Here is a 15,391-nt window from a genome sequence, read left to right as displayed (position 1 = left end):
GAGCTGTTTCCCGCTTTCCGCTGTATCTTTTTTGCGATTGCGAAGGAATTGCAGTAATAGATTGAAAATTCTGTATCCGCAATCACAAAAAAGGATGCCGCTTCAATCGGGGCTAGGGTTTCCGGCTTTTTAATGAAATTGAGTAAATCAACAGTTTGTTTACCATTTTTATCAGTTATCAATTATAATCAACATTCATCAATTATAAAATGCACAACGGTATTATTATATTAGATTTTGGATCGCAATACAACCAGCTTATCGGGCGAAGAATCCGTGAAATGGGCGTATATTCAGAAATTTTGCCTTTCAACACACCTTTAGAAACCATTTTAGAAAAGCAGCCAAAAGGAATCATCCTTTCCGGCGGACCAAGTTCTGTAAATGCAGAAAATGCTCATTTGGTAGATAAAAAACTATATGAGCAAGGAATTCCGGTTTTAGGAATCTGCTACGGAATGCAGCTTACCGCACATCTTTTGGGCGGAAAAGTTCACAAAGGCGTAAAGGGCGAATACGGAAAAGCCCATCTGGAAATTGTAAAAGAATCTTCTTTACTGAAAGGTATTGCCAACAATTCTGTAGTTTGGATGAGCCATTTTGATGAAGTGGGAGAGTTGCCCGCAGGTTTTGATCTGAATGCAAAGTCCGGCGTAATTGCTTCCATCTCCAACGAAGAAAAGAAAATCTACTGCGTACAGTTTCATCCCGAAGTTTCACATACGGAAGAAGGTGGCAAAATGCTGGAAAACTTCGTTTTCGGAATCTGCAATTCAGAAAAAAACTGGAAGCTTACCAATTATATAGACAAAACAGTTGAAGAAATTCGTGAGAAAGTAGGAAATCAAAAAGTAATTTTAGGACTTTCTGGCGGAGTAGATTCATCCGTTGCAGCGGTTTTAATTCATAAAGCGATTGGCGATCAGCTCACCTGTATCTTTGTAGATACCGGATTGCTGAGAAAAGATGAAGATGTAAAAGTAATGCAGAATTACGGTGAGCATTTTAATATGAACATCAAACTGGTGGATGCTAAAGAAAGATTTTTATCAAAATTAGCAGGAATTGATGATCCCGAAGCCAAAAGAAAAATCATTGGAAATGAATTTATTTATGTTTTTGATGAAGAATCTCACAAAATTGAAGGAGCGAAATTTCTTGCTCAGGGAACCATTTATCCGGATGTAATCGAAAGCCAGTCTGTAAATGGCCCTTCTGCAGTAATCAAATCTCATCACAATGTAGGAGGTCTTCCCGAAGATATGGAATTTGAGCTGCTTGAGCCCCTAAGAGAACTCTTTAAAGACGAAGTAAGAAAAGTGGGAGAAGAATTGGGAATTCCGCATCATTTGGTTCACAGACACCCTTTTCCTGGTCCAGGTTTGGGAATCAGAATTTTAGGAGCTGTAGATGCAGAAAAAGTAAAAATTCTGCAGGAAGCCGATGACATTTTCATCGAAGAATTGTATAAGAACGATTTATATGATAAAGTTTCTCAGGCTTTCGTAGTGCTTCTTCCGGTAAAATCTGTAGGAGTAATGGGAGATGAAAGAACTTATGAATACACAGCCGTAGTTCGTTCTGCCAATACTATAGATTTTATGACGGCTACCTGGAGCAGACTTCCGTATGAGTTTTTAGATACGGTTTCCAGCAGAATCATCAACGAAGTAAGAGGAATTAACAGGGTTGCCTATGATATTTCTAGCAAACCACCTGCAACCATAGAATGGGAATAATTTTCATTTTGAATTGATATAAAATCCTGCTTTTGGCGGGATTTTTTGTTTATATTTTTAATCGGAAAAGTAATGCTCAAGAACTTTATGAATTAAATTTATCTTTAATTAAAAAGGCTCAGATTATAAAATCTAAGCCTTAATTTATTATGATTTTGAGTTCTTTTACTCCACAGTTTTTACATTTCCCGTACGGTTCAGTACACCCCAATTTTGAATTTCGCCTTTTATAGCTTTTTTCACAGATTTAAAAAGGATATAATACATCAATTGTCGATATACTAAACGTTGAGGAATCATCCAGATTAGTTTTTTCAGATTTTCTTTCTCGAAAAGGAAAGCAATAGCAGCACAAATAATATCAATAAGTGAAAAAACTATGTAAGCTATAATGATACTTTTAGGATCTGAAACTACAATGCCCAAACCGGATAAAATTAAGCTTACCACCAAAAGCAAATCTGCCAGAGGAGCTAAAAATGGCATTAAAATCTGGTAAAGAAGAATGTTTGGTAAAGCAACCCTTCCAAAATTCTTATATTTTTTTCTGAAAATAGCATCACGATGCTTCCAGAAACTTTGCAGCACTCCGAAACTCCATCTGAATCTCTGTTTCAGGAATTGGGAAATGGTTTCCGGAGCTTCTGTATACGAGATGGCATCGTTACAGTTTTCAATAATATATCCTTTCTTATGAAGTCTCATGGTAAGATCGCAGTCTTCTGCCAAAGTATCGGTAGTGAAACCACCGGCTTCCAAAATTGCAGCTCTCCTGAAAGCACCAATAGCACCCGGAACTACGGTAATACAATTCAGTAAAGAGAATGCCCGGCGATCAAAATTCTGTGAAACAATGTATTCTATACTTTGCCATTTGGTAATCATATTCACCTCATTACCTACTTTTACATTTCCTGCAACGGCACCTACTTCCTGAGGTTTGCCCTGTAAATAAAATGCTTTAATGAGCTGGGAAACAGCATCATTTTTTAGAATGGTATCGGCATCAATACATACTACAAATTCTGATTGCGTATTGGCGATACCAAAATTGAGAGCAGAAGATTTTCCGCCGTTTTGCTTGGTAAGCACTTTCACTTTCGGGTTATTTTCAAAGGTATTTTTTACGTTTTCATAAGTTTTATCTTTACTGCCGTCGTCTACAAAAACAACATCCAGATAAGGATAATCCTGTTGAAGAAGAGAATTTACAGTTCTCACCGCATTTACTTCTTCATTGTAGGCGGGAACTATCACACTTACTGTTAAACCATCAGGAATACCTTTGAAAAGAGCTTTAAGCTTTTTCTCTCTTTTAGACTCAAAATAAGCAAGAATTGCCATCATCACCATTCGGAGGATAGAAAGCACAATTCCTACGAGAAAGAGAGCATACACAATATTTCCCATCCAGTAGCTTGCAGAGGCAAAGTAGAAATTCAAATAAGTTTTCCAGCTTCGCTTGATGGGAGGCATCAATTGACTTTCCGGTACTTTCATTAAATCTGCAACCGTAGTAAATTTACACCCTTTGGATTTGAAATATTTAATAATTTCAGGCAATGCATCTACTGTTGGTTGGCGGGTTTCGCCTCCAGAATCGTGTAAAAGGATAATACTCGCATTGTTTTCGTTGGCAAATCTAATGGTACGGTTAATGATGGAATCCTTATTCATTCGGGGATCCCAATCATTAGGGTCTATACTTTCTCCAATTGCGATATAGTTGTCTTTTTTACTTCGAGCCAATGGTTCTAACTCTTCATAGGTTTGAGGTTCAGAATCGGCATTATAAGGTGCACGGAATAAAACGGTTGATTTTCCAGTAATGGCTTCAATTAGTGTTCTGGTCGTTTTTAGCTCCAAATCTGCTCTTTCGGGAGACATTTTAGCCAAATTTCCGTGGGTGAAAGTATGATTGCCAATTTCAAAACCATCTCTTGCAATTCTCTGCACCAATGGAATATTGGCTTCTGCATTTTCACCGATCAAAAAGAAAGTAGCGGGTACTTTTTCACGTTCCAGAATATCCAGAATTTTCGGAGTAAATTCAGAATTCGGACCATCATCAAAAGTGAGAATTATTTTATGACCGGGACCAATCTTGGTATCGTCTTCAGCAAATTTTTCATACAAAAATCCTGACGGAAGCTGAAGATAATTTTCCTCTGTGATTAAATTTTCAGGTTTAGAAATATCCAGTTTTGTGCGTCCATGATTAGGAGAAGAGATGATGTTGATAATTTCTCCCGTTCCAATAGCCGTTGGTTTTGCATTGAAATTGGGTGGCATGTTTTCTAAAAGACTATAGTTGTAAGGTCTTTTGGAAAGTGCATTGGAACTCAAATCCCGGTTATAATACGTCCAGATTCTAGGATCTTCACTTCCCAAACGCCAAATTGCAGTTCCCGCATTTCGATAGTCATCAGAAAATCTCAGAATATTGAAGGTTGTTGCGGCATCGGTAAACCAAATTTGGTTGTCGCTTTCATATTCGTTATTACTTCCGGTAAAATGATAACTGAAATGCAGATTGTAGGAATTATCATCAAACTGAATTTTTGAATTTGAAATTTTTGCCCGGTCAATTGCCTGGCTATAAGTAATATCTTCAATATGAGTTCCTGTTTCGTCTTTAATCCATTGTCTTCCGTAAGCACCAATTCCTAAGATAATTTTCTCAGAAGGGACATTTTTAGCAACATAATCCATCTGTTTTTCGATCCATTTCTGATCAGAAATTGGTCCGGCTTGTGATGGATCGTTAAACTGGTCATACGCCATCAGGATAAAATAATCCACATGATTTTTCAGGAAAGATAAATCGTAATCAGAATTATCTGCCATTACGTCTATAGATACAACAAGATTGTTTTTCTTGAATTGAGCATAAAGATTTTGCATAAATGCATTCAAGTATTCATCAGAATTTTCTTTAATTTCCTCAAAGTCAATATTTATCCCCTGAAGATTATTGGCTTTAAGGGTTTTGATGATTTGATTAATCAATTGGTTCTGAATGTTTTGATTGTGTAAAACCGTATGCAGCAAATCTCCACTGAACTTGCCTTCTTTTCCCGGAACAGAGATAAAGTTGTTTAAAATAGGCTGTACACTGAGTTTGTGATGACGCATTACATCCAGTGCTTCATTATCTATTCGGGAATCTAATTGATAGGTTTTAGGATTGATGAAAAACCATTCCGGATAAATAGTATTAAGCTTATCTCCGTTAATTCTAAGATCGGTTAATGAAAGAGGGGACCAAGGAGTGTAAAACGCACCACGAATGAGTTGGGCATTTACATTGTTAGAGTTTCTGTTTTCTTCCTGAATTTTTTTATTCAGAAAGTCTTTAAAACCTTTGAATTTCTTGTTCAGCCTGGTTTCAAAAGTAAAAGGATTTTCGGGATCCATTTTAGATTTGTAAGAATTTCCTACAGAATTCATGTGTGGCATAGAAGGATTTTTTCCTCTCAAAACCGCAATGCTAACTACAATAACAATAAAAATGACCACAGCAATAATACTGTTAATAGCCCACCTTGTGCGTGTATATCTTTTTGAATCCTGAGTTTGAAAAACCTGATGATTATTATCAGACATCTTTTAGAATATTTAATTTTTTGCAAAATTATTCAAATTGTGTCAATAGTAATTTGTTTTAGGCATAAATTAATTTAAAGAAGCCGTAATTTTATTTTACACTAAATAAAATAGCTTCAGAGCAAATCTGAAGCTATTGTAATAATTTTAATGAAATGGATTTTAATAATTTCCTTTTTCAATAAAATGGGCAGCCACTTTTTCTGTTAATGCAACCACATTTGGATGGTTTGTATATTTTGTAAACCTTCTCAAACCTGAAAGCATCATTCTCTGTTCATCACCTTCTGCAAAAGAAACAATTCCTTCTTTGGCAGCTACGATGATTTTTTCAACGGCTTTATATAGATTCAATTGTGCTATTGCAGTTTCTACAGAATCAGCAGCAAAATGTTTTTCTACTCTTAAAACTGTAGATTCTGCCATGTAAATCTGGTTTAAAATTTCAGAAGCATTCAGTAATAAATGCTGTTGTTTCTCGATATCCATCATATATTTCTGAAGAGCAGCTCCCGAAACCATTAAAAATACTTTCTTAAGGTTCGCAATAATAGCTTTTTCTTCGCTCATGAATGCTGAATAATCAGGAACTTCAAACGATGGGATTCCCATTAATTCTTTGCCGATTGCCATTGCAGGAGACAGTAAGTCTAGTTCTCCTTTCATCGCTCTCTTAATTAACATTCCAACGGCTAAAAGTCTGTTGATTTCGTTGGTTCCTTCATAGATTCTTGCAATTCTGGAATCTCTCCAAGGTGCTTCCATTGGCGCATCTTCAGAGAAGCCCATTCCTCCGTAAACCTGAATACCTTCGTCTGCTGTGTGCTGTGTAAGATCAGAAACATATACTTTTAAGATAGAGCATTCTACAGCATATTCTTCTACACCTTTCAGCTCAGCTTCCTGATGATTCATTCCTCCGGCTACCAGTTCTGCAATTTTATCTTCAACATCTTTTGCTGCTCTGTATGATCCAGATTCAGAAACAAAAACACCTGTTGCCATTTCGGCCAATTTTTTTCTGATGGCTCCAAAAGTATTGATAGAAACCCCAAACTGCTTTCTTTCTGAAGAATATTGAAGAGAATGGTTAAGAATTCTTCTCTGCCCGTCCAGGTTTGCGGCAGCTAATTTAATTCTGCCCACATTAAGAGCGTTCAATGCGATTTTAAATCCGTTATTTCTTTCGCCTAAAAGGTTTTCCACTGGGATTTTCATATCATTAAAGAAAACCTGACGGGTAGAAGAGGAGCGAATCCCCAATTTGTGTTCTTCTTCCCCAAATGTTAAAGAATTGGGATCTTCCAGTTCGCTTCTGTTGATTACAAAACCTGTAATGTTTTTATCATCGTCAATTTTTGCAAAAAGGGTAAATGTATCTGCAAATCCGGCATTTGAAATCCACATTTTCTGCCCGTTGATGATGTAGTGTTTACCATCTTCAGAAAGTTTTGCTCTGGTTTTTCCGGAGTTGGCGTCTGAACCTGCATCCGGCTCGGTTAAGCAATAAGCTCCAAATTTTGTTCCTGCCGCTAAATCCGGTAGGTATTTTTTCTTTTGTTCTTCAGTTCCGTAAAGTAAAATTGGCAGAGTTCCAATTCCGGTGTGTGCGCCATAAGCTGTTGCCAATGAACCATTGGCTCCGGAAGCTGCGTCACAGGCAAGCATAGTAGTTACAAAGCCCATTCCTAAACCACCATATTCTTCGGGAACGGCAACTCCTAAAACTCCCATTTCGCCCAGCTTTCTCATGCACTCTTCCGTAAGCGCATAATCTTTGTGCTCAAAACGTTCGTGATGCGGAATTACTTCTCTATCAATAAATTCACGGATAGAATCGCGAAGCATTTTTTGTTCTTCATTCAGTTCTTCAAGACTGAAAATTTCGTTTGCAGGAATTTCCTTAATCAGGAATTCACCACCTTTTACTGTTGCCATATATTGTTTTTTTTATTTTTTTGTAAAAAGTATAATGTAAAATGTACGCTGTACTTTTTAGGAGATTATTATTGAGTTTTTTAACACTTTATACATTGTACAACCGACATTATAAAATTATAACAGTTCAAAAATAGAAGCTGCTCCCTGTCCTGTTCCTACGCACATAGAAACCATTCCGTATTTGTTTCCGCGTTTTCTCATTTCGTCAAGAAGCTGAACGGTTAGTTTAGTTCCGGTACATCCAAGCGGGTGACCCAAAGCAATGGCTCCTCCGTTTACATTTAAAATATCAGGATTTAAGCCTAGATCTTTTTTAATCGCAACAGATTGTGATGCAAATGCTTCGTTAAGCTCTATTAACTCAATATCTTTTAGTTCTAAACCAGCCTGTTTCAACGCTTTCGGAATGGCGTAAATAGGTCCCATTCCCATAATTCTCGGTTCAAGTCCTGCCGCAGCGTAAGCTACTAATCTAGCTTCAGGCTCAAGACCTAATTCTTTCACCATTTCTTCGCTCATGACCATTACGAAAGCTGCACCATCACTCATCTGAGAAGAATTTCCGGCGGTTACGCTTCCTCCTTGGGCAAATACAGGTTTTAGTTTTGATAATCCTTCTACAGAGGTATCTGCTCTTGGACCTTCATCTACTGAGAAATCAAACTTTTTAGTCTGAATCTTCTGGTTTTCATCCAAGAAATTATATTCGACAGGAATAGGAACAATCTGATTGGCAAATCTGCCTTCCTGGTTGGCTTTTAAAGCTTTCATATGAGATTCAAAAGCAAACTGATCCTGTTCTTCTCTTGAGATATTGTATTGTTTGGCAACTTCTTCCGCTGTGTAACCCATTCCCCAGTAATAATCTGGGTTGGTTTTTGCGATGTCTGTTTCAGGAACCGGTTTATAACCCCCCATTGGAATGTAAGACATAGATTCTGTTCCCCCTGCAATGATGCAATCTGCCATTCCTGCCTGAATTTTTGCAGAAGCAATTGCAATTGCCTCACTTCCGGATGCACAATATCTGTTTACGGTAACTCCGGGAACTTTGTCTGTGTTTAAGCCCATTAAGGATATTAAACGGGCAACATTAAGACCTTGTTCTGCTTCCGGCATTGCATTTCCTACGATAAGGTCATCAATTCTGTTTTTGTCTAATTGGGGAAGCTCAGCCATTAATTTTTCGATTACGGTAGCTGCCATTACATCGGGTCTTGTAAATCTTAAACTTCCTTTTGGTGCTTTTCCAACGGCAGTTCTGAACCCTTTAACTATATATGCTGTTTTCATTAATGTAAATTTTTTGTAAAATGTAATATGTAAAATGTAGGTTGTATCTATACTTTATTAAGCCTACATCATACTTTGTACAATTCTATTTTGAATAGTTTTGCTTTAATTTTATTATCATGTTTTGAACATGTCTTATTTCGGATATTAGTAAATCAAAATCATCTTTTTTAATGAAATCTAAATCATAGGAAATTATAATTTGAGTTTCGAATTCAAATGAAGAACCTAATGCAATGTTTAGAAATTGACAAAACTGCGGATTGCTATCTCTTCCTGCACCTTCTGCAATATTTGAAGGAATTGAATAAAGACTTCTTCTGGATTGGGATGTCAAACCAAAGAGTTCGTCCTTTGGAAAGCTTTTAGAAATAATATAATACTGCTTACAAAGCGATATTGATTTTTTCCAAACTTCCAATTCTCTAAAATTATGCATGTCAATACTTTTTACATTTTACATCCGACATGGTACAGATTAATTTCTCAACGGTTTTCCTTTCTGTAACATGTACTGAATTCTTTCCAGAGTTTTTCTCTCACCGCAGAGCGATAAGAAAGTTTCTCTTTCAAGATTCAGAAGATACTGTTCGGTAACTATTGTTTCTTCAGAAAGATTTCCGCCCACCATTACGTTGGCCAGTTTATCTGCAATTTTCTTGTCGTGTTCAGAGATATAGTTCCCGGTAAGCATTTGATCTGTCCCTACGTAGAACATTCCAAGGGCATCTTTACCTAAAACTTTTACTTTCTGTTCTATAGGTTGTGTATAACCATTTTCTGCCAAGCTTTTAGCCAGCATTTTTGCTTTTTTAATCTGGCTTCTCTTATCAACTGTTACAATGTCTTTTCCGTATTCCAAGATTCCCATGTCGTAGGCTTCATAAGCAGAAGTTGCAACTTTTCCCATTGCGATGTTCATAAAAACATCTCTAAGTCTGTTATTTTTAACATCATCTTTATGGAATTCTCTTGACGTTCTCAGAGTAAGCTCTTTTGTTCCGCCACCACCGGGAATTACGCCCACACCGGTTTCTACCAAGCCAATATACGTTTCTGCTGCTGCAACCACCCGGTCTGCATGCATGGTCATCTCGCAACCACCGCCAAGCGTTAATCCGTGAGGTGCAACTACCACAGGAATAGAAGAGTAGCGTACTCTCATCATAGATTTTTGGAAATAGGCAATCGCCATATTCAGATCATCCCAGTCTTGCTCAATAGCCATCATCAAAATCATCGCTAAATTGGCTCCTACCGAGAAATTGGCACCTTGGTTTCCTATTACTAAGCCATCGTATTCTTTTTCGGCTAAATCTATTGCTCTGTTTAATCCATCCAAAACTTCCCCACCTAAAGAATTCATTTTAGAACGAATCTCAAAGTTGATAATTCCGTCACCAAGATCTTCAATTGCAGCTCCGGAATTACTCCAAAGTGTTTTATTTTTTCTGATGTTATCTAAAATAATGAATGCATCCTGACCCGGAATCTGATCATAAGATGAAGCTTTTTCGTTAAAGAAAATAGTTTGCCCGTCATCATTTACTTTATAGAATGTTTCATTTTTGGACGCCATATTTTTCACCCAATCTGAAACTTTGTAACCTGTTGCTTCTGCCAGTTCAATACCTTTCTGAACGCCGACAGCATCCCATATTTCAAAAGGACCATTTTCCCATCCGAATCCGGCACGCATTGCATCGTCTACTTTGTAGATTTCATCGGCAATTTCGGGAACTTTGTTAGAAACGTATGCAAATAAAGCTCCCAGAGATTTTCTGTAGAGTTCTGCGGCTTTATCTTTTCCACCGATTAGAACTTTAAATCTGTCAATTGGTTTATCAATATTTTTTGTTAATTCTAAAGTAGGGAAAGATGATTTACCCTGAAGTTCATATTCTAAGGTATCAAGATTTAACCCATGAATTTCAGATTTGCCATCTGCACCCTTTACTTTTTTGTAAAAGCCCTGTTCTGTTTTTGAGCCTAACCATTTATTATCCATCATTTTTTGGATGTAGGCAGGAAGTTCAAAAACATCATTAAAATCATTAGCTTCTGTTCCGCTTTGGTGTACACCGTTGGCTACATGCACCAAAGTATCCAAACCTACAACATCTGCAGTTCTGAATGTGGCAGATTTTGGTCTGCCAATCACAGGACCGGTTAATTTATCAACATCAGAAACTGTTAAACCTAATTTTTGTACATTGTGAAGCAAATCCATAATAGAGAAAACCCCAATTCTGTTGGCGATAAATGCCGGAGTATCTTTGGCTAAAACGGTAGTTTTTCCTAAGAATTTTGCCCCGTAATTCATATAAAAATCAATGACTTCCGGAAGTGTATCGGTGGTTGGAATAATTTCTAAAAGTGGAAGATATCTTACAGGATTAAAGAAGTGAGTTCCGGCAAAATACTGTTTAAAATCTTCACTTCTTCCCTCCGTTAAAAAGTGAATAGGAATTCCGGAAGTGTTGGATGAGATAAGTGTTCCGGGTTTTCTGAACTGTTCAATTTTCTCGTAAACCGATTTTTTAATGTCAAGTCTTTCTACAACTACCTCAATAATCCAGTCTGTATCTTTTATTTTAGGAAGATCATCATCAAAATTTCCAACTTTTATACGGTCGGCAAATTTTGGTGAATAGAGTAGTGCAGGACTTGCTTTTTTCAGTTTTTCAAAGTTTTCGGAAGCAATTCGGTTTCTTACCGCTTTGTCTTCTTTAGTCAAACCTTTTTTCTGTTCTGCTTCGCTGAGTTCAAAAGGAACGATATCCAAGAGCGACACCTGTACCCCAATATTGGCAAAATGTGCAGCAATACCGCTTCCCATAATTCCTGAACCAAGAACTGTAACGTGTTTGATTCTTCTTTTCATATTTTTCTGATTTATTTTTTATTGTTTAGATCATTAGAAATCTTCATAATTTCCGTCATCACTTCTTTGAATATCTCTAGTTTTTCAAGAGAAATTTTCTCCATCACTTTTTTGTTGAAGTTAACCACTACTTCTTTAGATAAATTTCTGGAATTAAGTCCTTTTTCTGTAAGTTTTATAATTACTTCACGTTTATCGGAAGTGGTTTTTTCTTTATAAATGTATCCGTTATCTTCAAGAAGCTTAATAATTCTTGTAAGAGAAGTAGGTTCTATTGCCATTTTTGGACCTAGATTGGTACTTCTTGTGCCTTCTTTAGGATCTATTTTTAGAAGTGTAAGTGCCTGTACAGCAGTAGAATCATATTCCTGTGCAAGATCTGAATACATTTTCTGAACCGAAATCCAGGTTTGTTTCAGAATTAAATCAATGTTTTCTATTTTTTCTTTATTATTTTGATCCATACTTTTCTGTGTAATGGGTTTATCCAAAAGTAGCAAATATTATGCATGCATAGTATTTATTTTAGTTAAATTTTGTTAACTAAATGAAAAACAGTAGGTTAAATTGTATGAAGAGCATAATACTATGCATGCATAGTATATAAAATTAGTAATAAATAGATTATATTAATGAATATTTTTAACGAAATTTAATATTTCTTCGTAAGATTGATATTCGTATTGTGTGGAATTAATAGAAATGAGCCAGGAATTATTTTTCCATTCAAAAGTAAAAGAAGAGAAATCTTTTTCAAAATTTTTCTGTAACAGAGAAAACAGCATTTCTTTGTAAACCGCGGGTGCAATGATGTGTGGAGCAACAAATTTTTCGCTGATTTTGAATAGTGAAGGATGAGTTAATTCTTCATGATTCATCAAAATATCCTCCACGATTCCGGAATATAGACATTTATTTTTCACATATAGTATTTTGTCTGCAAACTCTTTTGCTAAACGCCAGTCGTGAGAAGAAAATAAAATCAGTTTATTTTGTTTTTTAGCTAATTTTCTGAGGGTTTGTAGGATGATAATTTTATTTTTTTCGTCTAAATGGGTGGTTGGCTCATCCAGAATAATGACAGGGGAGTTTTGAGTAATCGCTCTGCCAATAAATGCTTTTTGAAGATTTCCGTCTGAGAGATTTTTGAGTAAAGTATTTTTATAGGGTAATAAATCTAATTCTTCGATGATATGATGAACTTCTTCCCGATCTTCTTTTTTCAATTCAAAATAAAAAGGGTAGTAAATGTATTTTCCTAAAGAAATTAAGTCTTCTACAGTGTAATTTTGTGGTACTACAGATTTTGAGAAAACAACCGCTACATTTTCTGCAATTTCTTTTACAGAAAGGTTTTTAATGTTTTTACTTCCTATAAAAATTTCACCCTTCAGAAGAGGGATTTGGTGGAGAATAGATTTAATTAAAGTTGTTTTTCCTACCCCATTATTTCCAATCAGTAAACATACTTCACCTAAATTCAAGCCAACATTTACATCTGAAATGAGGTCATGATGATAGCCGATGTTTGCGTTATTAATCTGAAGATACATTGGTGAAGTTTACTTATATTTAAAATACTAAAATTATAAAGATAAAATAATTCCGTTTTGTTTTAGCTGCTGAACGGGTTTAGAAAACCAGAATAATTCGAAATCATCAAAATATTCTTCATACTGAATTTTTAACTGACCTAAAGTTGTCAGTTTTGTGTTTTCAAAAGAATTTTTTTCTAAAATTTGAATCAGCCATTCTGCTTTTTCCTGTTCTAAATCTATGCTAACAATATTAGTTTTTAAATGAAATGTTATTTTGGAATAAAACCAAGATTTTTGTTTTTTCGTTTTAACGTAATTATCAACTGCCGCATTTTTAACAGAAAATATCACTTTAGAATTGGGTTTAAAAGTAAATAAATTTTCTTCTAAAATGCAGTCGTGTATATAATTCGGATGAATTGTTGTTTTGGGTATTTTAAAGTCAAACCATTGCTGCAAAGGAATTTCGAAATTAATTCCGTGCATGTAATTAAAAAGCGATTTTTTTAAACCAAAACTGAATTTATGATGATCTATTCCTGTTTTATCTTTAAAATCTATGTCGTTATTAGCAAATTTAATTTCCTGTTTAATGGGTATAACGCCAAATTCTTCAGGATTTTGTCCGACGGGAGAATGAGCCGTCATTGCAAACTGATGCCAAAAACCACTTTGAAGAATGCCCATTTCAAAAAGCTGTCGAACCATTTCCAAAGAATCTACGGTTTCCTGAACGGTTTGCGTTGGGTATCCGTACATTAAATACGCGTGTACCATAATTCCCGCTTCGGTAAAATTTCTTGTTACTTTCGCAACCTGATCTACTGATACTCCCTTGTCTATGAGTTTTAGCAATCGGTCACTTGCTACTTCCAACCCTCCTGAAACGGCAACACAACCTGAAATTTTTAATAAAAAACATAAATCCTGAGTAAAACTTTTCTCAAAACGAATATTTGTCCACCAGGTTACCACAAGATTTCTGCGTAAAATTTCTAATGCAACTTCTCTCATTAACGCTGGCGGAGCTGCTTCATCCACAAAATGAAAACCTGTTTCTCCTGTTTGTGCAATAAGTTCTTCCATCCTGTCGACCAAAATTTTGGCTGAAACAGGCTCGTAAATTTTAATATAATCTAAAGAAATGTCGCAAAAAGTACATTTTCCCCAATAACAGCCATGTGCCATTGTAAGTTTATTCCATCTTCCGTCGCTCCATAAGCTGTGCATGGGATTGGCAATTTCGATTACCGAAATATAATCATCTAAATGCAGGTCTGTATAATCTGGAGTTCCTGTCTGAGATTGTTTATAGTCGTGTCTATTGGTATTATTTTTATAGACAATTTCTTCTTTTTCGATGAGAAATGTTCTTTTAAAATGAATTTCAGGATTTTTTTCTGAATTACAAATGCTTTCGTAAACAAGTTCCAAAGGCAATTCGCCATCGTCTAAAGTTATGAAATCGAAAAACTCAAAAACTCTTTTATCTTTCAAATCTCTAAGCTCTGTATTGGGAAAACCTCCTCCCATTGCTGTTTTTATATGAGGATAATTTTCTTTAATAAATTTTGCCGACCTGAAAGCTGCATATAGATTTCCGGGAAAAGGAATAGAAAAACAGACCAGTTTTGGCTGTACAAGTTCTATTTTTTCTTGAAGAATTTTTAAGGTATAATAATCTGTAAATGTTGGTGTATCCAATAACTTAGAATACAGTTCATCGAAAGAGTTTGCCGATTTTCCTAATCTTTCTGCGTATCTGCTGAAGCCAAAATCCGAATCTACATTTTCTATAATATAATCTGAAATATCTTCTAAATAAAGAGTTGCCAAATGCTTAGCCTTATCCTGAAGTCCCATGTTTCCAAAAGCAAATTCCATATCATCCAGCTGGTTGAAACGAGAAGCTTCAGGAAGAAAATTCATGGAGCAAATCTGTCTTGCCAAAGTAGGATTTTTCCCTTGTAAAAATAAGATGACCTGATCGATGGTTTTAATGTATTCTTGCCTTAAAGTATAGATTCTCTGAGAATTTTCCGACGTTAAATTTTCAAATTTATTTTTCTCAAAAATCCTTTGAAATCCTTCTTTGGAAAATAACTTTAAAATAACCTCAATACCCAAATCTATTTGATAGCTTGAAATTTGTTTAGTATTCAGAAAACCTTTAATATAAGCCGTTGCGGGATAGGGTGTATTAAGTTGCGTAAAGGGAGGTGTAATGAGAAGAATTTCTTTCAAAAGAATTTTTTTGCAAATTTAATACATAAATTCTAACCAAACCTCTTTTTAGATGTCTACCAATGATTGTGATTTGTTGAGTGTTATATTTTGTTTTTTTATAAATGATTTAAAAGCCTTATTCTAAACCCGCAATTTAGTTTACC

General features: G+C 35.5%; 9 protein-coding genes. 1 reads left to right on the top strand and 8 read right to left on the bottom strand.

The genetic code is table 11. The features are described from left to right. The first annotated feature begins 209 nt into the window (after positions 1–209). Complete coding sequence (gene guaA / locus MTP08_RS07580) at positions 210–1,739, top strand: glutamine-hydrolyzing GMP synthase (RefSeq protein WP_243575448.1); 1,530 nt, start codon at positions 210–212, stop codon at positions 1,737–1,739. A gap of 165 nt (positions 1,740–1,904) precedes the next feature. Here the strand turns inward: guaA and MTP08_RS07575 are convergent, their stop codons facing one another. From MTP08_RS07575 to MTP08_RS07540, 8 genes are all read right to left on the bottom strand, one after another. Further along, a complete protein-coding gene (locus MTP08_RS07575; protein ID WP_243575447.1) occupies positions 1,905–5,345 on the bottom strand; it encodes a polysaccharide deacetylase family protein in 3,441 nt (1,146 codons plus the stop codon). 162 nt (positions 5,346–5,507) lie between these two features. Further along, the gene (locus tag MTP08_RS07570; protein ID WP_243575446.1) at positions 5,508–7,283 is read right to left on the bottom strand and encodes an acyl-CoA dehydrogenase family protein; all 1,776 of its coding nucleotides are present in this window, start codon (positions 7,281–7,283) and stop codon (positions 5,508–5,510) included. 117 nt (positions 7,284–7,400) lie between these two features. Beyond that, positions 7,401–8,579 (bottom strand): thiolase family protein, encoded by a 1,179-nt coding sequence (locus MTP08_RS07565; protein ID WP_243575445.1) that lies wholly within the window; start codon positions 8,577–8,579, stop codon positions 7,401–7,403. 85 nt (positions 8,580–8,664) lie between these two features. Continuing rightward, positions 8,665–9,018 carry a four helix bundle protein gene (locus MTP08_RS07560; RefSeq protein WP_243575444.1) on the bottom strand — a complete coding sequence of 118 codons (354 nt, stop codon included), beginning with the start codon at positions 9,016–9,018 and terminating at the stop codon, positions 8,665–8,667. A 39-nt stretch (positions 9,019–9,057) separates the two neighbouring features. After that, positions 9,058–11,463, bottom strand: a complete 2,406-nt coding sequence (locus MTP08_RS07555; RefSeq protein WP_243575443.1) for a 3-hydroxyacyl-CoA dehydrogenase/enoyl-CoA hydratase family protein — start codon at positions 11,461–11,463, stop codon at positions 9,058–9,060. A gap of 11 nt (positions 11,464–11,474) precedes the next feature. Further along, positions 11,475–11,927 (bottom strand): MarR family winged helix-turn-helix transcriptional regulator, encoded by a 453-nt coding sequence (locus tag MTP08_RS07550; protein ID WP_243575442.1) that lies wholly within the window; start codon positions 11,925–11,927, stop codon positions 11,475–11,477. Positions 11,928–12,092: 165 nt separating this feature from the next. Next, entirely contained in the window at positions 12,093–13,016 is a 924-nt protein-coding gene (locus MTP08_RS07545; RefSeq protein ID WP_243575441.1) for an ABC transporter ATP-binding protein, read from the bottom strand. Positions 13,017–13,049: 33 nt separating this feature from the next. After that, the gene (locus MTP08_RS07540; protein ID WP_243575440.1) at positions 13,050–15,245 is read right to left on the bottom strand and encodes a B12-binding domain-containing radical SAM protein; all 2,196 of its coding nucleotides are present in this window, start codon (positions 15,243–15,245) and stop codon (positions 13,050–13,052) included. Positions 15,246–15,391 lie beyond the last annotated feature (146 nt).

Origin of the sequence: Chryseobacterium oryzae, assembly GCF_022811665.1 — a bacterium.
Lineage (GTDB): Bacteria > Bacteroidota > Bacteroidia > Flavobacteriales > Weeksellaceae > Chryseobacterium > Chryseobacterium oryzae.
The sequence above is the reverse complement of the archived record's forward strand: the minus strand, read 5'-3'. Positions and strand labels throughout refer to the sequence as shown.

Bases quoted from the DNA above. Each gene is read 5' to 3' on its own strand.
- guaA (WP_243575448.1), top strand. From the start codon at position 210: ATGCACAACGGTATTATTATATTAGATTTTGGATCGCAATACAACCAG.
- MTP08_RS07575 (WP_243575447.1), bottom strand. From the start codon at position 5,345: ATGTCTGATAATAATCATCAGGTTTTTCAAACTCAGGATTCAAAAAGA.
- MTP08_RS07570 (WP_243575446.1), bottom strand. From the start codon at position 7,283: ATGGCAACAGTAAAAGGTGGTGAATTCCTGATTAAGGAAATTCCTGCA.
- MTP08_RS07565 (WP_243575445.1), bottom strand. From the start codon at position 8,579: ATGAAAACAGCATATATAGTTAAAGGGTTCAGAACTGCCGTTGGAAAA.
- MTP08_RS07560 (WP_243575444.1), bottom strand. From the start codon at position 9,018: ATGCATAATTTTAGAGAATTGGAAGTTTGGAAAAAATCAATATCGCTT.
- MTP08_RS07555 (WP_243575443.1), bottom strand. From the start codon at position 11,463: ATGAAAAGAAGAATCAAACACGTTACAGTTCTTGGTTCAGGAATTATG.
- MTP08_RS07550 (WP_243575442.1), bottom strand. From the start codon at position 11,927: ATGGATCAAAATAATAAAGAAAAAATAGAAAACATTGATTTAATTCTG.
- MTP08_RS07545 (WP_243575441.1), bottom strand. From the start codon at position 13,016: ATGTATCTTCAGATTAATAACGCAAACATCGGCTATCATCATGACCTC.